The sequence below is a fragment of the Pectobacterium carotovorum genome (assembly GCF_033898505.1).
Taxonomy (GTDB): Bacteria; Pseudomonadota; Gammaproteobacteria; order Enterobacterales; family Enterobacteriaceae; genus Pectobacterium; species Pectobacterium carotovorum_J.
The window spans coordinates 21,555-41,906 of sequence record NZ_JAXAFK010000006.1; the positions used below are offsets into that span (position 1 = coordinate 21,555).

The 20,352-nt window shown below is 51.2% G+C and carries 15 protein-coding genes and 1 tRNA gene; 6 read left to right on the top strand and 10 right to left on the bottom strand.

What is annotated here, in order from left to right; translation table 11 throughout:
• Positions 1–8: 8 nt before the first annotated feature.
• From R9X49_RS19830 to gmk, 6 genes are all read right to left on the bottom strand, one after another.
• Complete coding sequence (locus R9X49_RS19830) at positions 9–1,397, bottom strand: nucleobase:cation symporter-2 family protein (protein WP_015842295.1); 1,389 nt, start codon at positions 1,395–1,397, stop codon at positions 9–11.
• Between the two features lie 208 nt (positions 1,398–1,605).
• Positions 1,606–3,687 carry an ATP-dependent DNA helicase RecG gene (recG, locus tag R9X49_RS19835; protein WP_319850191.1) on the bottom strand — a complete coding sequence of 694 codons (2,082 nt, stop codon included), beginning with the start codon at positions 3,685–3,687 and terminating at the stop codon, positions 1,606–1,608.
• Positions 3,687–4,379 carry a tRNA (guanosine(18)-2'-O)-methyltransferase TrmH gene (trmH, locus tag R9X49_RS19840; protein WP_319850017.1) on the bottom strand — a complete coding sequence of 231 codons (693 nt, stop codon included), beginning with the start codon at positions 4,377–4,379 and terminating at the stop codon, positions 3,687–3,689. The genes recG and trmH overlap by 1 nt, the downstream gene beginning before the upstream one ends.
• Positions 4,380–4,384: 5 nt before the next feature.
• Positions 4,385–6,484, bottom strand: coding sequence for a bifunctional GTP diphosphokinase/guanosine-3',5'-bis pyrophosphate 3'-pyrophosphohydrolase (gene spoT / locus R9X49_RS19845; RefSeq protein ID WP_015842293.1), 2,100 nt, complete (start codon positions 6,482–6,484; stop codon positions 4,385–4,387).
• Between the two features lie 18 nt (positions 6,485–6,502).
• Entirely contained in the window at positions 6,503–6,778 is a 276-nt protein-coding gene (rpoZ, locus tag R9X49_RS19850) for a DNA-directed RNA polymerase subunit omega (RefSeq protein WP_005968230.1), read from the bottom strand.
• Positions 6,779–6,831: 53 nt separating this feature from the next.
• Entirely contained in the window at positions 6,832–7,455 is a 624-nt protein-coding gene (gmk, locus tag R9X49_RS19855; RefSeq protein ID WP_263058375.1) for a guanylate kinase, read from the bottom strand.
• Positions 7,456–7,774: 319 nt separating this feature from the next.
• Between gmk and ligB the strand changes: the two genes are divergently transcribed.
• The 4 genes from ligB (at position 7,775) to R9X49_RS19875 (ending at position 12,678) form a co-directional block, all read left to right on the top strand.
• The gene (ligB, locus tag R9X49_RS19860) at positions 7,775–9,466 is read left to right on the top strand and encodes an NAD-dependent DNA ligase LigB (RefSeq protein ID WP_319850019.1); all 1,692 of its coding nucleotides are present in this window, start codon (positions 7,775–7,777) and stop codon (positions 9,464–9,466) included.
• Between the two features lie 254 nt (positions 9,467–9,720).
• The gene (gene eptB, locus R9X49_RS19865) at positions 9,721–11,406 is read left to right on the top strand and encodes a kdo(2)-lipid A phosphoethanolamine 7''-transferase (protein WP_319850020.1); all 1,686 of its coding nucleotides are present in this window, start codon (positions 9,721–9,723) and stop codon (positions 11,404–11,406) included.
• A gap of 249 nt (positions 11,407–11,655) precedes the next feature.
• Positions 11,656–11,732 (top strand) — tRNA-Pro (locus R9X49_RS19870).
• 421 nt (positions 11,733–12,153) lie between these two features.
• On the top strand, positions 12,154–12,678 hold the full coding sequence (locus R9X49_RS19875) for an Ail/Lom family outer membrane beta-barrel protein (RefSeq protein ID WP_319850021.1): 525 nt from the start codon (positions 12,154–12,156) through the stop codon (positions 12,676–12,678).
• 40 nt (positions 12,679–12,718) lie between these two features.
• Here R9X49_RS19875 and R9X49_RS19880 read toward each other — a convergent pair whose 3' ends face one another.
• The 3 genes from R9X49_RS19880 to R9X49_RS19890 all read right to left on the bottom strand — a co-directional run bounded on the left by R9X49_RS19880 (position 12,719) and on the right by R9X49_RS19890 (position 16,889).
• The gene (locus R9X49_RS19880; protein WP_319850023.1) at positions 12,719–14,326 is read right to left on the bottom strand and encodes an EAL domain-containing protein; all 1,608 of its coding nucleotides are present in this window, start codon (positions 14,324–14,326) and stop codon (positions 12,719–12,721) included.
• Between the two features lie 183 nt (positions 14,327–14,509).
• A complete protein-coding gene (locus tag R9X49_RS19885) occupies positions 14,510–15,466 on the bottom strand; it encodes an AraC family transcriptional regulator N-terminal domain-containing protein (protein ID WP_413775900.1) in 957 nt (318 codons plus the stop codon).
• A gap of 220 nt (positions 15,467–15,686) precedes the next feature.
• Entirely contained in the window at positions 15,687–16,889 is a 1,203-nt protein-coding gene (locus R9X49_RS19890) for an NAD(P)/FAD-dependent oxidoreductase (RefSeq protein WP_319850024.1), read from the bottom strand.
• A gap of 276 nt (positions 16,890–17,165) precedes the next feature.
• Here R9X49_RS19890 and pitA point away from each other — a divergent pair, with 276 nt between their 5' ends.
• Positions 17,166–18,671 carry an inorganic phosphate transporter PitA gene (gene pitA, locus R9X49_RS19895; protein WP_319850025.1) on the top strand — a complete coding sequence of 502 codons (1,506 nt, stop codon included), beginning with the start codon at positions 17,166–17,168 and terminating at the stop codon, positions 18,669–18,671.
• Positions 18,672–18,855: 184 nt separating this feature from the next.
• Here the strand turns inward: pitA and uspB are convergent, their stop codons facing one another.
• Positions 18,856–19,191, bottom strand: a complete 336-nt coding sequence (gene uspB, locus R9X49_RS19900) for a universal stress protein UspB (RefSeq protein ID WP_319850026.1) — start codon at positions 19,189–19,191, stop codon at positions 18,856–18,858.
• Between the two features lie 574 nt (positions 19,192–19,765).
• Here uspB and uspA point away from each other — a divergent pair.
• Positions 19,766–20,203, top strand: coding sequence for a universal stress protein UspA (gene uspA, locus R9X49_RS19905; protein WP_015842285.1), 438 nt, complete (start codon positions 19,766–19,768; stop codon positions 20,201–20,203).
• The last annotated feature ends 149 nt before the right edge of the window (positions 20,204–20,352 follow it).

Sequence of the window (20,352 nt, forward strand, 5' to 3'; positions counted from 1 at the left end):
GGCTGGCGCTATTTTTCTTCGTGTGGGAAGACCAAATTCAGCACGATTGCGGTAATCCCGCCAGCGGCAATACCGGAAGACAGTAACGTTTTAATCCAATCTGGTGCGAATTGCAGAATCAGTGGCTGCTGCGATACGCCAAGGCCAACGGCCAGCGACAGCGCAATAATCATGATAGCGCGGCGGTTCAGTGGTTCGCGGGACACAATGCGCACACCGGAAGCGGCGATCGTACCAAACATCACGATAGTGGCACCGCCCAGAACCGGCTCTGGAATATGCTGCACAAATCCGCTAACGGCAGGGAACAGCCCCAGCGCGATCAGCATCAGCGAAACCACGAAGCCCACATAGCGGCTGGCAACACCGGTAAGCTGGATGACGCCGTTATTCTGGCCGAAGCAAGAGTTAGGGAAGGTATTGAATACGGCGGAAAGGCAAGAGTTCAGACCGTTTGCCAGCACGCCGCCTTTTAAGCGTTTCATGTACAGCGGGCCTCTGACCGGCTGCTCAGACACGTCGGAGGTCGCGGTGATGTCACCGATGGTTTCTAACGACGTCACCATGAAGACCAGCATCAGTGGGATCAGCAGGTTCCAGTCAAAGCCTAAACCGTAATACAGCGGTGTTGGCACCATGATAGCCGTATCGTGTTGCGAGGATGTGTTTTCCGGCAGCATTCCCATCAGCCAGGCACCCAGATAACCCACCGCCATGGCAATCACCAGAGAGGCGACACGCAGGTAGGGGTTACGCTGGCGGTTCAGCAGAATAATAACCAGCAACACCACGCCTGCCAGCAATAAGTTCTTAGGCGCACCGAAGGTGTTATTACCCATCGCAGCATAGCCGCCGCCGATAGAAGTCAGGCCGACCTGAATCAGCGACAGACCAATGATCATCACCACAATGCCGGAAACCAGCGGGGTAATGATGCGGCGGGTTAAATGCAGGAAGCGTGAAAGAATGATTTCAGTGAAGGACGCGACCATCAGCGTACCGAACAGCGCCGCCATCATGGTGGGAACATCTGCGCCACCATTCTTCAGTGCCAATCCACCCATAATCAGTGGCGTCACGAAGTTAAAGCTGGTGCCCTGAATAGACAGCAGGCCAGAACCGACGGGGCCCCAGGTTTTAATTTGTAGAATAGAGGCCAGACCGGAAGCGAAAAGCGACATGCTGATGATGCGCTGCGTATCATGAGCGGGTAAACCCAATGCCTGACAGATCAGTAGCGCAGGAGTAATCACCGCAACAAACATGGCCAACAGGTGCTGGCTGGCGGCGAACAGCGTTTGCGGCAGCGGCGGCCTGTCTTCAAGACGATAGATGAGTTCACTGCGCTGAGGTGCGGCAGCGGCTTCTGTTTGGGACGTTTCCGTGGTGGTAGTCATGATGTAAGTTGGCGTTCCTGAAACGACAAAGAGCGCATTTTAATGATCTCTTTGTCGAAAGCAAACGTTTGCTAGCTCATCTCTTCGATATGAATTTTGTCTGAATGGGCAAGACCTTATTATTTAAGGGGATATGCAATGTCATACTTTCCGCTGCATGCAGGTTGGCGGCGAGGTTTTTAGAAAAAGGAAGAATGTGTGGCTGTGATTAGGCGTTAGTGTAGCGTGCGCGCTCTGGCAGCCAGCGTTCAATGAGCGCAATGGCATGCTCGGGATAGTGCTCATGCAGGTGGCGTGCAACGCGCTGCACCTGTGGAATCAGGTCCTGATCGCGCAGGAGGTCGGCTACTTTGAACTCGGCATTGCCGGTTTGTCGCGTCCCTAATAATTCGCCTGGTCCGCGAATTTCCAGATCGCGCTGAGCGATAACAAAACCATCGTTACTATCGCGTAGAACCTGAAGCCGTTTCTGGGCGGTTTTGCTCATTGGCGTTTTGTAGAGTAGTACGCAGTGAGACGCCACTGCGCCGCGTCCGACGCGACCGCGTAATTGGTGCAGCTGTGCCAGACCCAGACGCTCTGGGTTCTCGATGATCATCAGGCTGGCATTCGGTACATCTACACCCACTTCGATGACGGTGGTTGCCACCAGCAGTTGCAGCTCGCCCTGTTTGAAAGCCTGCATCAACGCCTGCTTTTCCTGCGCTTTCATGCGACCGTGAACTAATCCAACCTTGAGATTCGGCAGAGCAGCTTTTAGCTCTTCACTGGTGGCTTCTGCTGCCTGCGCTTCCAGAAGGTCGGATTCTTCAATCAACGTGCACACCCAATAGGCCTGCCGCCCTTCCTGCTGACAGGCGCTATTCACACGCTCGATGATGTCGCTGCGGCGTGAATCCGGTATGGCGACCGTGGTGACGGGGGTTCTGCCTGGAGGTAGCTCATCAATGACGGACGTATCCAGATCGGCATAGGCCGTCATCGCCAGCGTGCGGGGAATTGGTGTGGCGGTCATAATCAATTGATGGGGATGGAAGCCCTGTTCTTCGCCTTTCTCCCACAGCGCAAGGCGTTGATGCACGCCAAAGCGGTGCTGTTCATCAATAATGACTAACGCCAGCCCGTTGAATTTCACCTGCTGCTGAAAAATGGCGTGCGTCCCGACCACCATGGAAACCTGACCGCTGGCGATGGCATCCTGCTGCGCCTGACGCGCTTTTCCTTTTTGTTTGCCAGCCAGCCAGCCCACTTCGAGCCCCAGCGGTTCAAACCACTGACGGAAATTATGGGCGTGCTGTTCGGCCAATAGCTCTGTTGGTGCCATTAATGCGACCTGTTTGCCGTTGGCAATGGCTCGTAATGCTGCCAGCGCGGCGACCAGCGTTTTCCCTGAACCGACATCGCCCTGCACCAGACGCATCATTGGGAAGTCTTTCGCCATATCCGTTTCAATTTCAGCGACGACACGCTTTTGCGCCTGTGTGGGAGTGAAAGGCAGGGCGGCGAGTAACTGCTGCTTCAGGCTGTCTTTCTCCAGTAGCGACGAGGCTTTATGTCGCTGCTCCCCAGCCCGCACGGCGAGCATACTCAGGTTGTGCGCCAGCAGTTCTTCCATAATCAGCCGCTGCTGCGCTGGGTGTTTCCCGTGTTCCAGCTCGCTGAGCTGCATATCCGGCGGGGGACGATGTAGCGTGCGCAGCGCATCCGGCAGACTAATGAGCGAACGGCTCAGGGATTCAGGTAGCAACTCATCAATGTGATTGGCATCGAGCAATGCCAGCGCCTGATCGGTAAGCTTGCGTAGCGTCGCCTGACGAATACCTTCCGTGGAGGGATAAACCGGCGTGAGTGATTCCTGTAGTTCAACCTGCGTATTATCCCCCTGAACACGATATTCAGGATGGATGATCTCCGCACCGATTTTACCGCGCTTGATTTCACCATAAGCGGTAACACGCTGTCCCGGCGCGAGACTGTTTTTCATTGCGGCATTGAAATTGAAGAAGCGCATGGTCAGCATACCGCTGCCGTCGCTGATTTGGCAGGTCAACATACGACGGCTGCCAAAGGTGATGTCGTTACGTAGGATTTCACCTTCCACGGTGGCATACATACCGGGAAGGAGGTCGCCAATGGGATAAAGATGTGTGCGGTCTTCGTAGCGTAAAGGTAAGTGCAGCAGGAGGTCCTGCACGGTTTCCAGCCCGAGTCGCGCGAGTTTCGCTGCCTGGCTTGCACCCACGCCGGTAAGTGTACTCAGCGGTTGGGTGTTCAGCAGGCGGCCTTTCATCAGCACTCCGACGATTGCATCGCGGCCCACCACGGGGTATCCGCTACAATCTGACCCTGATGGTCGATATAAGGACGGGAGAGTCCTTTACGTTTTGCGACGCGTGCCAGTACTGGATAGCCCCCTTCAAACAGCAGCCGCTGCTGCTCTTCTTCATCCAGCGGGCTGTCTTCGCGCTGATACATGCCTGCTATCTGGCGCTGGCGCTGCGCTTCATACAGGATCAACGCCGAGGCTACGGAGACATTCAGCGATTGCACCATACCGGTCATCGGAATGATGATATCCCGATCGGCCAGTTTGAGTGCTTCGGCAGTAATACCGGTTTTTTCTTGTCCGAGCAGAATGCAGGTCGGGCGGGTGTAATCAATTTCCCGAAAATCGACCGCGTGCTCAGACAAATTGGTCGCCAGAACCTGCATGCCTTCGGCTTTCAGGTGACCAACCGCATCACCGATATTGCGATGGGTTTTCACCTGCACCCAGCTATTACTGCCCGCAGCCGAGGAAACCAGCGTTTTCATCCGGCTGGTGGGCCAAATCGCATGGACCTGGTGCACGCCGACGGCATCCGCGGTACGGATAACGGCAGAAATGTTATGGGGCTTATGCACCTGCTCCATGCAAATTGTCAGATCGGGCTGACGGCAGTTGAGCATCTCTTTTATGCGTGCATAACGTTGAGGGGTCATGACGATTAATTTCGGTTACGGTTAACTTTGATGACATCCGGCATCACGCGAATTTTACGCATAATATTGGCCAGATGAACGCGATCGAGTGTGGTGAGACGAATAAAGGCGCTGTATACGCGGCCGTCTCTCTCTTCCGTATTGATGCTCTGAATATTGGAATTCGCGGCGTTGATCGCTGCCGTCAGGTTCGCCAGCGCGCCCTGATGGTTGAACATATCGACTTTGATTTCAGCGATGAACTCTTGTTCCGTTACCTTATCCCACTCTACCGCCATGAATTTTTCAGGTTCTTTCTGATAGCCGCGAATGTTGCGACAGGATTCATGGTGAATAACCAACCCTTTACCGGGGCTGACGTGGGCGATGATCGGGTCGCCGGGAATAGGGCGGCAGCATTTGGCAAATGAGATCATGACGCCATCTGCACCTTTGATCGGCAACTTGCGCAGCCCGGTGGTTCCCAGTTCAGATTGTTCGTTCAGCAGATTTTTCGCCACGACGACGCTCATGGCATTACCCATACCAATTTCCGCCATCAGATCGTCCAGCGTAGCGAGCTTCATGCGATCAAGCTCAAGCTGAATAGATTTCTCAGGAATGTCGGAGAGTTTACGACCGTTGCCCAACGCGTGGTTCAGTAAACGGCGGCCAAGGCTCACGGAATCATCACGCTTGAGATTTTTCAGCATCTGGCGGATTTTGGAACGCGCTCTGGAGCTCACTACAAAGTTAAGCCATGCGGCATTCGGCCTGGCACCTGGCGCGGTAATGATTTCAACGGTTTGGCCGCTGGTGAGCGACTGTGACAGCGGGTAAGGCTGACGATCGACGCGCGCGCCGACGCAGGCATGGCCGATATCGGTGTGTACCGCATAGGCGAAATCGACGGGTGTCGCACCTGCGGGGAGTTCCACAATACGGCCTTCCGGCGTGAAGACGTACATCTCATCAGGGAAGAGATCGGACTTCACGCTTTCGATAAATTCAAATGAGCTACCGGCACTTTGCTGGAGTTCCAGCAGGCTTTGCATCCAGCGTTGAGCGCGGACCTGTGCCGTTGTGCTGCTCTCGCCTTCTTTATAGGCCCAGTGTGCAGCAACACCCATTTCCGCCATTTGATCCATGTCGTCGGTGCGAATTTGTACTTCGACCGGCACGCCGTGCGGGCCAATCAGAGACGTGTGCAGCGACTGATAGCCGTTGGCTTTAGGAATGGCGATATAGTCTTTTACCCGACCTGGGCGTGGCTTATACAGGCTGTGAACCTGACCGAGCACGCGATAGCAGGTGTCCAACTCTTTCACGATGACCCGAAACGCGTAAATATCCATGATGGAATGAAAACGCTGCTCTTTCAGGTGCATTTTGCAGTAGATGGAATACAGGTGTTTTTCGCGACCGCTGACGCGGCAGGCAATCCCAGCTTCCGTCAAACGTCCTTCGATTTCCGACAGGATTTTCTGAATCATTTCCTTGCGGTTACCGCGTGCAGCCTTGACGACCTCTTTAATGACGCGATAGCGGTTCGGATACAGCGCCTCAAAACCCAGTTCTTCCAGCTCGGTTTTGAGGTGATGGATACCCAGCCGATGTGCCAGCGGGCTGTATATTTCCAGCGTTTCGCGGGCAATGCGGCGGCGCTTGTCCGGGCGCAATGAGCCCAGCGTGCGCATGTTATGGGTACGGTCTGCGAGTTTGATCAGGATGACGCGAATATCTTGCACCATCGCCATGATCATTTTGCGAAAGTTTTCAGCCTGCGCTTCTTTCTTATCGCGGAACTTCAGTTTGTCCAGCTTGGAGACGCCTTCCACCAGTTCAGCAACGCTTTTACCGAAAAGCTGTTCCATGTCTTGATAGGTGGCGGGGGTGTCCTCTATGACATCATGCAGCAGTGCTGCCATCAGCGTTTCGTAATCGAGACGCATCTCCGCCAGAATACAGGCGACGGCAACAGGGTGTGTGATATAGGGTTCACCGCTGGAGCGAGTCTGCCCCTCGTGAGCATCACGTGCAACTAAGTAAGCCTGCTGTAAACGTTTGATCTGATCTTCTGGCAGATAACGTTGAATCAGCAGATTAAGGCTTTCAAAAATGTACAAGGGCGACTCGTGGTGTGATTAACGACGGCCTTCAGCAATCGCGGTAACCGCCTGAATCTCTGCGGCTTCCTGCTCTTGCTGTTCCTGACGGTCACGAACATCCAGAATCTGGTTGTTGATCAGACCTTCTTCGATCTCACGCAGTGCGATCACGGTGTACTTATCGTTTTCTTCAGGAACCAGCGGATCTTTGCCGCCAGTCTGGATTTGACGGGCGCGACGAGCAGCGACCAACACCAGGTCAAAACGGTTACCAATTTTCTCTACAGCGTCTTGAACAGTTACGCGTGCCATAATGTGCTACTCCACAGGAAATAAAATGACTGCGCATCATACTGAAAGAGGCGTCAGTCTGCCAATAGTTTGGTGATTAATGCATCATGCCGAACCTGTTGTCTGCTTAAACGCAGACGTTCGGCGCGAATAATGGTTTTCAGATCGAGTAACGCCAGATCGAAATCATCATTCACAATCAGGTAATCATACTCGCCGTAGTGCGTCATTTCAGCCACTGCCTGAGACATACGACGGGCAATGACTTCATCGCTGTCTTGTCCACGGCCGCGTAGGCGGCGAGCCAACTCTTCTTTTGACGGCGGCAGAATGAAAATACTGCGCGCGTACGGCATCTGGGCGCGGATTTGCTTGGCTCCTTGCCAGTCGATATCCAGAAAAACATCAACGCCAGTCGCTAATACCTGCTCAATTGCCGGTCGGGATGTACCGTAGTAATTACCGAAGACTTCAGCGTGCTCCAGAAACTCGTTATCCTGAATCATACGCTTAAATTCATCGACTTCGACGAAGAAATAGTGTTCGCCGTGGTTTTCTCCCGGTCGTTTAGCTCGAGTGGTATGCGAAATCGATACCTGAGTGTCGTAAAGCGGCTGAGTTTTTAATAACGCCTGAATCAGGCTGGATTTCCCGGCTCCACTGGGAGCAGAAACGATATATAACGTGCCTTGAGCCATAATGAAGTTTTATTCATGGTTACGATGGTGAATGTAGATATGCGACAGGAAGATGCGCATATCCCCGCATTATACACGCCAATATGTCATCAGTCGCGTTGCGTAAATTCTCCGCCGACTGTTTTTCGTTATGCCATCAGGTAAATCTTTTGCCAACGTGTCTTTTTGAGATTGCGATGCGTGTTCCTGTCTTTTTTACCGGCGTTGCAAACGATAAATCATCTTGCGGCGTGTTTGGCATTTCTCTTTTTTATGCCTCGTATTTTCCCCTCCATTGCTATGTACTGCGGCCATTCGCTAATGGATGGCAGGAGGGATTATGTGGCTCAGGGCCGGCGCATTTTTGATCATCATCGTTGTTGGGGACATCTGCGGTTTTGCGGCAGCGGCCCAGGTCTGCCCCGATTGGGATAACATGCGTTCCAGCAAAGAAATTGATGCACTACGTCATCAGTTAGAACGGTGGGATGACGTGTATTACACCGAAGGGAAAAGCCCGATAGAAGATGATGTTTATGATCAGCTACGGGACCAGTTAAATCAGTGGGTCGGCTGTTTTCAGCGCCAAAACGCCATTCCTGCACGATTACCTGATAGCGGTAAGCAACCCCATCCTGTTGCCCATACGGGATTGAAAAAATTGTCCGATCGCGGGCAGTTGGTGCAATGGATCGCCCAGCGAGAGGATGTATGGGTTCAGCCAAAAGTTGATGGTGTGGCCGTTACGCTGGTCTATCAGCACGGCAAGTTTGTATCTGCGGTTAGCCGGGGTAACGGCCTGCAAGGCGAAGACTGGACGGAAAAAGTTCGTCTGATTCCGGGAATTCCTCATTTATTGACTGATGCACCTCCCTCACTGGTATTACAGGGAGAGTTTTTCCTGAAGATGACCGATCATCGGCAGCGTATTCAGGGTGGAGTGAATGCCCGTTCGGTGGTGGCGGGTGAAATGCGTCGTCATCAACCCTCTCCCGTGCTGTCGCAGATTGGCCTGTTTGTCTGGGAATGGCCGGATGGCCCAAAAACGATGCCCGAACGTCTGGAGAAATTGAAAGAAATGGGGTTTGCCATGACGGCGGACTATACCCATGCTATTGGGTCATTCGCCGACGCGGAAAAATGGCGTCATCACTGGTATCACAACCCGCTGCCCTTCGTGACGGATGGCGTGGTTATACGCCAGACTAAAGAGCCGCAGGGGCGATATTGGCGTAATACTGCGGCCGACTGGGCGATCGCATGGAAATATCCGCCTGTTCATCAGGTTGCGGAAGTCACTGATGTCGCATTTTCTGTCGGGCGGACGGGTAAGATCGCTGTGGTGTTAAAACTTAATCCTCTGCAACTGGATGACAAATCGGTCAGCCGGGTGAATGTCGGTTCGCTGTCTCGTTGGAAACAATGGGACGTGTTGCCTGGCGATCGGGTGAGCGTCAGCCTGGCGGGGCAGGGGATACCACGTCTGGATAATGTGGTATGGCGGGGGACTGAACGGCCTGCCATCGTTTCCCCCAATGAACATGATTTCCATGCTTTTAGCTGTTTTCGGTATAGTGTGGTTTGCCAGCAGCAATTTCTGGCGCGCTTAGTCTGGTTGAGTGGAGAGCAGGGGTTAAATCTTGCGGGGGTGCGCGACGGGATGTGGCTGCGCCTGATGCAGCATGATTTACTGGAAGATGTGCTGTCATGGCTGTTTCTGACTGAGGCACAGCTTAATGCGATCAATGGCATGGGCGATAAGCGGGCGCGAGATATCTATAAGAGCTTGCAGTCGGCACGGCAGATGCCGCTATCCCGTTGGCTACTTGCGCTGGGTATTCCTGTTCCCCGTTCTGCAATTAGCGCATTAGATCATGTGGATTGGCTAGCGTTACAGCAATGGACGGCGCAACAGTGGCGACAGTTCTCTGGTATTGGAGAACGGCGTGCAGAAGAGATTATGGCGTTCCTGAAGCATCCCATCGTGGTGGAATTAATTGCCCGATTAGATCGTGAAGGCATAAATAGATAAGCGGTGATGATTTTTCAGGATAGGTCGAAATTGCACTTTTTATTTTTTCGTGGACTCATTCACATAAAAGGGGCGTTTTTTCTGTTTTCTCTACGTAATCATAAGTAAAATTTACGAATTAAACGGTCTAAACCTATTTGCTGTTTTGCGATATAAAATGCCTGAGAGTCTGATTATTTCTGTTGAACTCAGGCATAGGGATGTTGTCGTATAGCTTCAGATAATAAGAAAGGTTTGTTGGAGCACTTGTCATAATGAAGTTTGTAGCATCTTTTTCGCAACCCAAATTATCGTTTGTCCTGGCAATCTATATTGGTCTTTTTCTCAATATCTCAGTGTATTATCGACGGTTTGATTATTTTTCACTCTCTGCTGGTAACCAGGTTCCAACGTTTATTCCCGCTCTTGTCGAATTGACTGCGAGTATCTTATTTACCTTTTTCCTGATGAGAATTATTTCACTCGGGGGACGTCGTTTTTATCGAATTATTGCCTCTCTCCTGGTGCTGATTTCCGTTGCCGCCAGTTATTACATGACGTTTTTTAATGTCGTGATCGGCTATGGCATCATTGCTGCGGTCATGACCACAGATATTGATCTTTCTAAAGAAGTTATTGGTTTTCGTTTTTTCCTGTGGATGCTGGCGGTGAGTGCGCTACCGCTGTTTTTGATCTGGAAGAACTCACTGCGCCATACGCTGTTCGAACAGCTTAAATCGCCGGGAAAGCGTTTAATTCCTCTTCTGGTTCTTGTTGCCGTCGTTGCGCTGGTTTGGATGCCGCTTCGCTATATGGACAACATTCAGTCGGTGTCTGAACGGGAATCTAATGTGGATTTGCCCAGCTATGGCGGCGTAGTGGCTCACTCGTATCTGCCCTCTAACTGGTTATCTGCGTTAGGGTTATTTGCCTACACCAAGTATGACGAGAGTCAGGACTCTTCCAATCTTTTCGATCCGGCTCAGCATTTTACCTATGTCCCGCCGAAAGGCATTGATGATACCTACGTCGTTTTCATTATCGGTGAAACAACCCGTTGGGATCATATGGGGCTGCTAGGCTACGAGCGGGATACGACGCCAAAGTTATCGAAAGAAAAAAATCTGGTCGCATTCCGTGGCCAGTCATGTGATACCTCAACCAAGCTTTCTATGCGCTGTATGTTTGTGCGAGAAGGCGGTACGGAAGACAACCCGCAGCGAACGCTGAAAGAGCAGAATATCTTTGCCGTACTGAAAGAACTGGGCTTTACCTCCGAGCTGTTTGCCATGCAAAGTGAGGTGTGGTTCTACAATAGCATTGAGGCGAACAACTACTCTTTCCGCGAAATGATTGCGTCAGAGAAGCACAATGACGGTAAATCGGTGCAGGACATGTTGCTGGTTGATGAGGTCAAGGAGTCGCTGGCACGCTATCCCAAAGGCAAGCACCTGATTGTGCTGCATACCAAGGGTTCTCACTACCTGTATTCCATGCGCTATCCTCGCAGCTACGCGCGCTATCAGCCTGAGTGTATGGGCGTTGATGCCTCCTGTACGCGTGAGCAGTTGATTAATGCTTTCGATAATAGCGTGCTCTATACCGATAGCTTTATTGATAGCGTGATCGATCAGGTTCGGGATAAGAAAGCGATCGTGTTTTATGCTTCCGACCACGGTGAATCGATTGATGAGAACTATCATTTGCATGGTACACCGCGTGAGATGGCGCCGCCTGAGCAGTTCCGTTCACCGATGATGGTATGGACCTCGGATAAATTTTTGGCTGACACTGATAATCTGCATGCGTTTGAACAGCTAAAAGCTCAGCAGCGCGTTGGTAAAACACATCGCCATGAAGAGCTGTTTGATACGATTCTCGGATGCCTGGGATACTCGTCGCCTGATGGCGGTATTAACCCTAAAAATAACTGGTGTCAGAAACCTGCTATACCCAAATAATTCGAGTTTCAGGAAGGCGGCAAGGGAAGGAATCCCGATGAGCTTACTCAGGTAAGTGATTCGGGTGAGTGAACGTCGCCAACGCACATGCAACTTGAAGTATGACGGGTATAATTGACATGAATCACGGACAAGGATGTTGGTTTCAGGCTGCCAATGCAAGAGATGGACACTTTAGCGGCAGCCGAAATCCTTTTGCTAAAAAGGTATTGACGCTCCAATAGGGTAGCAGTAAGATGCGCCCGCATTCGGCGAGTAGCGCAGCTTGGTAGCGCAACTGGTTTGGGACCAGTGGGTCGGAGGTTCGAATCCTCTCTCGCCGACCAATTTTCTTCCTCAGTAAATCAATCGTTCCTCGTTCTTCTCCTCTTGTAACATCGTCTATTCACACTACTCGTTTATAACACTGTTCGCTTATAAAAATCGTCCTTTGTCAAATTAGTCCTTTATAAAAATAGGGTTTTATCTCGACCTTTTCTGGCGTCGCGCATTGCCATATTTTCCTTGCTTTTAGTTCAGAATGTTCCCAAAAACCGGACAGGAAATTGGGTGCTCATTATCCTTTATGCTATTTATCCTTTTGTTTTTTAATGACTAAAATAAAAATCACTCCCATTGTTTAAAAATAAGACTGACTTTACCTCACCGTATTTAAATGTAAGTTTATGTGCGGCCAACATTCGCGATATTTATATATTCGCTTTGTTGAAACCGTCTTTTTATTCAAACATGGAAGATGTTTAGATCATGAAAAAAACAACACTGCTGCTTTCCACTCTGATTGCTTGTGCCATGGGAATGTCTGTTGCTCAGGCAACACAAACGGTATCTTTGGGTTATGCTCAGGCGAAAGTCGATGACTTCAAAGATCCAAAAGGGATTACGGCCAAATACCATTATCAGGGTGATTCCGCTCTTGGCATTATTGGTTCTTTCACTTATGTGAGTGCGGAGCAAACAGAGTATTATCAGAATTCAAGCAGTGATGTTTATAAGCTGAAATATTATTCACTCATGGCTGGCCCATCCTACCGCTTTAACGACTATGTCAGCGTTTATGGTTTGGCGGGTATTGGGCGCGGTAAATCCAGCTGGGAAGAGGGCGATGCTGTCCGTGAATCGGGTAGTGAAAGCAAATCCAGCTTTGCTTACGGCGCCGGTATTCAAATTACACCAGTAGCAAACTGGGCGATTGATATTGGCTACGAAGGCACGAAGATTTATGAAACTCGTGTAGATGCCTTTAATATTGGCGTCGGTTATCGTTTCTGATCTATATGGCATAGAAGACCGGTGGATAAATTTCCGCCGGTTAGTCGCTTTTTTTCCCTTCTTCATTTTTATTCATAAAACTTTCTATCGATTTATTGCCATTGTAGTGAAGCCAGACGAGAAACGATTCATTGTCCATCGGCTTAGCGTAAAGGAACCCCTGAATATATTTGACGCCGCGTCGCTGTAAATACATGAGCTGCTGCTCGGTTTCTACGCCTTCTGCTACGGATTGAAGCTTGATGCGGTGGCTCAAATTAATAATCGCATCAAGAATAGGCGCTTCTTCATCCGGTGATGAAATGGCGCTAACGAATCCCTGATCTATTTTCAGGCAATCCAGCGGGAAGTTTTGCAGATAAGAGAGTGAGCAGTGCCCGGTGCCAAAGTCATCAATGGCAATCATAAAGCCATCTTCACGCAGCTGATGCAGGCGCTGTATGATTTCAGGACCGTTGCTGATGAGGTTACGTTCTGTCAGTTCCAGCGTAATGCTTAATGAATGAGAGGCGACTTTCTCGGCGAAGCGGTGTACGTCTGAGACAAAACTGGGATGATGCAAGTGCTCGGCTGCAACGTTGAGCCCCAGATGAAACCCCGGTTTTACCTGCCAGCTGGCAATATCTGACGCGACCAGATCAAATAAATGCCGGGTGATGGGAATAATCATACTTTCTGCTTCGGCGGCAGAGATAAATATATCGGGTCTGATCCACTTCCCATTGCTGCGTCGCCAACGCAGTAACGTCTCAACGCCGGTGCAGGTTCGCGCTTCTGCATCATAGATGGGCTGGTAATAGACGGAAAACTCGCCGTTAGCGATGCCCTTACGGATTTCGTCGCGGAATAATAATTTACGTTTTTGCCAGTACCACATCGCCGTAGTGAAAAGCAGAGAGAGAATAATCGCCAGTGGCAGAAACGTGAAGAATGCCTGCTTCCAGTTGGTTATTTCTTGAGAGGCGGGGGCGGTGACATTGAGGGTAATCGGGAAGCGACTCGATTTGATTTCAAGCGTAGAGGTAGAAAATAGGCCGGTGCGGGGCGTAATCGCCGGGCCAGTTTGAATCGGGTGGCCGTTATCCATTTGCAGGATAAGCTGGTAGCCGCGAATTTTGCTTATCGCAATCATGAGGTCTATCAGATATTGCGCATCGACCATGGCGTAAGCGCCATAACCCGTAAGAGGCATCTGGACGAAGATCAGCGCCGGGCGTTCTTTCACGTTGTCGGAGCCTGCAATCGACAGGCTCCAGCGTTCAGAATAGCTCTCTGGCAACGGCTGTTGAATGACGCGGCTTATTGGCGTCACCGTGTTGCCAAACGTTGAAGAGCAATAGACGTTGGTATTATGGATAACGCCGATAGCACGAAAGTAAGAAAAGACGGAACCAAGACGTTGCAGTTCATCTCCGATAACGTCGCAGGGCTGGCCATGAAAGCGCTGAAGGCGATCCACCATATTCCATGCCTGTGTCGAAATATTCTCGGCATGATTCATCGCGATTTGCGCAGTGGATTCCAAATCACGCTTTACCATTAATCTGGATTCAACAAAAGTGAACAGCAATCCAAGCAGCAGCGGCAACATGCCTGCAATCAGTAGCTGTAATAGATTGATGTTATGTTTGCTACGTCTGGGACTCATCCACATCTCCTTTCTGGCAGCAGAGGCCTATATAGAGACGTCCTTTTCTCCGTGAATTAAAGGAGATCGCTGAATAGACCTTATTATAGTGCCTATTTGCTGAAAGCGATTCGCCGAGAATAAAGTTTGCAGCCTGGATCAGTCCGGTATTGGTCTGCTGTTCACACTGCGAGCCAATCTACGTTATGACTGCGTACCTGATGAGGGCGTCTGCTTCCGCAGAGCGGTAATATCTCTCTTGGCCGGAACCCCAAATAAACGACGGTATTCGCGGCTGAATTGTGAAGGGCTTTCGTAACCCACTCTGAATGCCGCGCTCGAAACATCCAGATGTTCATTCAGCATCAGGCGTCTGGCTTCGTTCAGGCGAATCCACTTTTGATATTGCAGAGGGCTCATCGAGGTCAGTTTTCTGAAGTGCTGATGAAAAGTGGGCGTGCTCATCTGCACTCGGGCAGCCAGTTCTTCTACGCGCAGTGACGCAGCATAGTGCAGCTTTAACCATCCGATGGCCCTTGCAATCCGGTGACCCTGACTGTCAATCGACGCAATGTGTCGTAATCTGGTTGCCTGATCGCTCATCAGCAAGCGAAAGTGGATCTCGCGTTGGAGCAACGGAGCCAGCACGGGAATGGCCTCTGGTTCTTCCAGCAACTCCAACAGGCGTCCAAAAGGTCGCAGTATGGCCGATGTCGCGGTTCCTATCCCTGCGCTTGAACTGACGCCGCGATCGCGATGCGGTGGTAAACATCCTTGCGCGATCAGTTCAGCCACAATCCGTAAATCAAGTTTTAGCGTCAGGCCGAGGCAGGGAGCCTGACGGCTGGCTGTCATGACTTCAGAATTGGCTGGCAAATCCAGAGAGGTGAGTAAAAAGTGGGATGTGTCATAGCGATACGCCTCTCCGCCGATCCAGATTTTCTTTTCACCCTGGGCAACAAGGACAACGCTCGGCTCGAGCATACACATGACGGGGTCTGTGGGCGCTTCACGCCGGAAGAACGTCAGCCCGTCAATCGGCGTAGCAAAATCACCGCTCCCCTGCGTCCGGGTATCAATGGTGCACATAAGATCGGCGAGCCGTGCTTCGTTTTCCTGATTGATAACGCTTTTTGAGCGGATAAAGGGTGTCGCTGTCATATTGGGCTCAATCCTCCGGCTTCTACTGTATCCCCGTCCTCGGTATGAAAACTACGGAATACCTCGCTTCTCATCGGATTGGGCAAGAAAATCAGAGAATCATGCTAACTTTGCGGCGGGAAACCTGAAAATCAGCATAGAAGAAAGAATGGCCGTCGCTGAGGCGCGCAGGTGCCTTGAACCGTTTTACCCTGCTCGCCTTACGCAGATTCTATATCTATCAGCCTTCCACGAAAGGCAGCGCCTGCGCGCATGCCCAGGCTGAACTCCACGCCCATTGGAAGTTATAGCCGCCGAGCCAGCCGGTCACATCGACCACTTCACCGATGAAATACAGCCCCGGCACCGCGCTGGCTTCCATCGTTTTGGAGGACAGCGCGCGGGTGTCAACGCCGCCGATGGTCACCTCGGCCGTGCGATAGCCTTCCGTGCCGTTTGGCTGTACGCGCCACTGTTGCAGGCTCTGTTCCATCTGCGTTTGTTGTGCGCTGTTGAGCTGCTTCAGCGTGACGTCCGGCAGTTGTCCTAACGCTTGCAGACATTCAACCAGTCGTTTAGGCAGCCACTGTGCCAGCGTGTTTTTCAGACTCTGGTTTGGGTGAGCGGTGCGCTCGTCATTAATGAGCTGGGTGAGATCGCGGTCGGGCAGCAGATTGATGGTGACGAATTCACCCGCTTGCCAGTAGCTGGAGATCTGCAAAATAGCCGGGCCAGAGAGCCCGCGGTGCGTAAACAGAATGTTTTCACGGAACGTCACGCCGTTTTCCGCGGTGACGACGGTAGGCACGGAGACGCCGGAGAGCGTTTGCAGCTGTTCGAGCAGCGGTTTGTGCAGCGTGAAGGGCACCAGCGCGGCGCGAGTGGGGAGCACGTTGAGGCCGAACTGTGCGGCGAGCTGGTAACCGAGCGGTGTCGCGCCCAGGCCTGGCATCGACAGGCCGCCGCTGGCAACGACCAGCGATGCGCTCTGGAATGATGTGCCGTTGTTTAGCTGGATGGTGAACAGATCGTCTGATTTCTCTACCGAGGTGACTTCACTGCGCAGACGGAGAGTGACGTTAGCCCGTTCACACTCTGTTACCAGCATGTCCACGATTTGCTGTGCGGAATCATCGCAGAATAGCTGACCGAGCGTTTTCTCGTGGTAAGCGATGCGGTGGCTGTTGACCAGGCTGATGAAATCCCATTGGGTATAACGCGCCAGTGCCGATTTGCAAAAGTGAGGATTGTGAGACAGATACGCCGCGGGTTCTGCATACATATTGGTAAAGTTGCAGCGACCGCCGCCGGACATCAATATTTTCCGGCCAGCCTTCTTGCCGTTATCGAGCAATAGCACACGCAGTCCGCGTTGTCCCGCCTGTGCTGCACAAAACATGCCTGCTGCACCGGCACCGATGATGACAGCGTCAAACTGTTCCACAATGCATTTCTCCGATGAGTGAGTGGATCTTCTTGGATGGCCGCGGGCATAAGCCGCGGGGCGGCAAATTGTAGTGTCGGTTTTTGTTCGATACCAGCGTAACAATTTGCATATTTTAGTAAAAATATATAATTATTTGATTTTTATTGATTAAGTGATTTTCCCATCGATCCCCATCACATATTAAGTCAAAAAAATGTCATATTTTGCTTTTCCCGACCCCTGCTTGTCGCCGATAATGCGCCGCGTTCATGACCACTAAATGGCCTAACGTTTATGCTACATTTATTTGCCGGACTGGATTACTACACCGGCCTGATGTTGATATTGGCTTTGTTGTTTGTATTAATGTATGAAGCCATTAACGGTTTTCACGATACTGCGAATGCCGTTGCCACTGTTATTTATACCCGAGCCATGCGCGCAGAGTTTGCCGTTGTTATGGCGGGTGTCTTTAATTTCTTCGGTGTACTGCTGGGCGGCCTGAGCGTAGCCTACGCGATTGTTCACCTTCTCCCCACGGATTTACTGCTGAACGTGAGTTCGGCGCACGGCTTGGCAATGGTGTTTTCCATGCTGCTGGCCGCCATTATCTGGAACCTGGGTACCTGGTATTTCGGTATTCCTGCCTCCAGTTCTCACACGCTGATCGGCTCCATTATTGGTATTGGTTTGACTAACGCGCTGCTGACGAATACCTCCGTCGTGGATGCGTTGAACGTGCCAAAAATGATCAGCATTTTCCTGTCGCTGTTGCTATCGCCGATTGTGGGGATGGTGGTTGCGGGCCTGATGCTGCTGGTGCTGCGTCGGTTCTGGAACAACAGTAAAAAGCGTAAACGTGTGCACCTGACGCCTGTCGATCGCGAGAAACAGGATGGCAAACGTAAGCCGCCATTCTGGACGCGTACCGCGCTGATTCTATCGGCGATTGGGGTGAGCTTCTCTCACGGGGCAAACGACGGTCAGAAAGGTATCGGCTTGATTATGCTGGTGCTGATTGGCGTCGCGCCAGCCGGGTTCATTGTTAACATGAACGCCTCTGGCTATGACATCAGTCGTACCCGCGATGCCGTTGTCAATTTGCAGGAATATTACAAGCAGCACGGCGACGCGTTGACGCACGTTATCGATCTGTCTCCGCCTGTGATTCCTGCGCCGGAAAACACGATTCCCGGCAACGGCCAGAAAGAGTTCCACTGTGACAGTTCACGCGTGATGATTGCGATTGAGCGCACACAGGGCCTGCTGAATAACCTGAAAAGTTACGACCAGTTGAACCCTGACGATCGTAGCAGAGTGCGTCGTTTGCTGATGTGTATCTCGGACACGATGGATCGGGTAATCAAGCTGCCAGAAACGTCGGGCGAAGATAAACGCTACCTGAGCAACCTGCGTAAAGACATGCTGCAGACGGTTGAGTATGCGCCGCTCTGGATTATCGTCGCTGTCGCATTGGCGCTGTCTCTGGGCACGATGGTGGGCTGGAAACGCGTGGCTGTGACCATCGGTGAGAAGATTGGTAAGAAAGGCATGACCTACGCACAGGGCGTTTCGGCGCAGGTGACGGCGGCTCTGTCGATTGGCGTTGCCAGCTACACCGGTATGCCGGTTTCCACTACGCACGTATTGTCCTCGGCGGTTGCCGGGACGATGATTGCTGACGGTGGTGGCGTACAGGGCAAAACGATAAGAAGCATTCTGCTGGCCTGGGTGTTGACGCTGCCAATCTCAATGCTGATGTCCGGTACGCTGTACTGGCTGGCGTTGAAGCTGATCTAACCGCGGTCATTCATCACGCATAAAAAACGTAGGGAACGTTTTTCAACGTTGCTTGCGTCATAAAAAAGGCGATTCTGTGGGGAATCGCCTTTTTACTTTTTATCAACGTTCATGGCGTTAATACCGATGATAGTGTTAATACCGATGATTAGGGTAATACCCGTGATGGTGTCAGTCCCAACGTTTAATACCAGATCGTCATAGCAACCAGACTGATGACGATAAGGCCGCACAGGGCGGTCGTGAGCAGGAACTGTCCCCGCACCCGCTCGCAGCGGCGAATAAATTCAGGGTCGTGATGATCAAGATAGCGTTGTGCGTAGATATAGCCTACCAGCCTGATTTGCTTGCTTGGCTGGCCGTGCGAGGTAAAGAATCCCCCTCCGTCAACGTATTGGTAAAGCAGCGGGTCACAGTCACGCAAAACCAGCAGTAACACGCGCAATGAAGAGTAGTACCTCGCCATATTAATGATGCAGACGATACATAAAGCCCAGAAAAGCGCAAATGTACTAATCATGCTTCCCTCCCGGTCGTTCTATTCGTCAGATACGATGGCCACACATTCCCGTTGTCCATCTGTGGCAGATGACAAGCGTTACGATTATCCGCGACGCCGCTCTACGACATTTGTTTGCGATGTTTTTCTACGAACGAATGTTTTTCTATGAACGAATAGTTATGCCACGCGCTTGCGCACGATTTTATTGTCATTGTGGATAGCCAACAGCATCACGGCTAGCCCCGTTCTCGTGTTTCATCCCAGAGGGCGGCGGACAGGCGCACCGCCCCCTACTTGTAGTGTAGAAGAAGAATGTTCTTTTGTGCCAGAGGGGCAGGCGCAATCGGCATGAAGGACGATTTTCGGCGAGATAATGCCCTTTCTGAAAGGAGAAGCTGCGCGATTTAACTGTGAAAAGGAGCGGTTTCTACTACACTTATCAATAGAATTAACAGGTTTGAAAACGGGTTGTGATCAACTGAACAGTCCGATACTGCGGATGAGTGCTATCCTATAATCCGCTGTTAAGTATCAGATTGGCAGGAGAAATAGCTGCTAACCCTTAATTAGTCTTTACGGAAGGAGTCTTATTATGGCTTACAAACACATCCTTATTGCTGTTGACCTTTCTCCAGAAAGCAAAGTGTTAGTGGAAAAAGCCGTTTCAATGGCAAGACCGTACAATGCGAAAGTCTCGTTAATCCACGTCGATGTGAACTACTCCGATCTCTACACGGGGCTTATCGACGTCAATCTGGGTGACATGCAACAGCGTATCTCCGAAGAAACCCAGAATGCACTGACCGAACTGTCGCAGAATGCGGGCTACCCCATCAGTGAAACGCTGAGCGGCAGCGGCGATTTAGGACAAGTGCTGGTTGATGCGATTAAGAAATACGACGCCGATCTGGTGCTGTGCGGCCACCATCAGGACTTCTGGAGCAAATTGATGTCTTCGGCGCGCCAACTGATTAATACCGTGCATGTCGACATGCTCATCGTGCCGCTGCGTGATGATGAAGACGAATAAAAATTAGCTTTTTTTGCATTTTTTTTCAGTGACGAAAGGCACGGCTTCCAGGCTGTGCCTTTTGTTATATAACAAAAACTTATGACAAATTTCCCTTCCTAAATTGCCGAAAAACCCTTCCTATCTCATTGGATTCTAACGTTTATCTG

Excerpts from the sequence above, each read along its gene's own strand:
- R9X49_RS19875 (WP_319850021.1), top strand. The coding sequence starts at position 12,154 with ATGAAAAAAACAACACTGCTGCTTTCCACTCTGATTGCTTGTGCCATG.
- R9X49_RS19880 (WP_319850023.1), bottom strand. The coding sequence starts at position 14,326 with ATGAGTCCCAGACGTAGCAAACATAACATCAATCTATTACAGCTACTG.
- trmH (WP_319850017.1), bottom strand. The coding sequence starts at position 4,379 with ATGACCCCTCAACGTTATGCACGCATAAAAGAGATGCTCAACTGCCGT.
- pitA (WP_319850025.1), top strand. The coding sequence starts at position 17,166 with ATGCTACATTTATTTGCCGGACTGGATTACTACACCGGCCTGATGTTG.
- rpoZ (WP_005968230.1), bottom strand. The coding sequence starts at position 6,778 with ATGGCACGCGTAACTGTTCAAGACGCTGTAGAGAAAATTGGTAACCGT.
- recG (WP_319850191.1), bottom strand. The coding sequence starts at position 3,687 with ATGAAAGGCCGCCTGCTGAACACCCAACCGCTGAGTACACTTACCGGC.
- gmk (WP_263058375.1), bottom strand. The coding sequence starts at position 7,455 with ATGGCTCAAGGCACGTTATATATCGTTTCTGCTCCCAGTGGAGCCGGG.
- R9X49_RS19885 (WP_413775900.1), bottom strand. The coding sequence starts at position 15,466 with ATGACAGCGACACCCTTTATCCGCTCAAAAAGCGTTATCAATCAGGAA.
- R9X49_RS19830 (WP_015842295.1), bottom strand. The coding sequence starts at position 1,397 with ATGACTACCACCACGGAAACGTCCCAAACAGAAGCCGCTGCCGCACCT.
- ligB (WP_319850019.1), top strand. The coding sequence starts at position 7,775 with ATGTGGCTCAGGGCCGGCGCATTTTTGATCATCATCGTTGTTGGGGAC.
- uspA (WP_015842285.1), top strand. The coding sequence starts at position 19,766 with ATGGCTTACAAACACATCCTTATTGCTGTTGACCTTTCTCCAGAAAGC.
- eptB (WP_319850020.1), top strand. The coding sequence starts at position 9,721 with ATGAAGTTTGTAGCATCTTTTTCGCAACCCAAATTATCGTTTGTCCTG.
- uspB (WP_319850026.1), bottom strand. The coding sequence starts at position 19,191 with ATGATTAGTACATTTGCGCTTTTCTGGGCTTTATGTATCGTCTGCATC.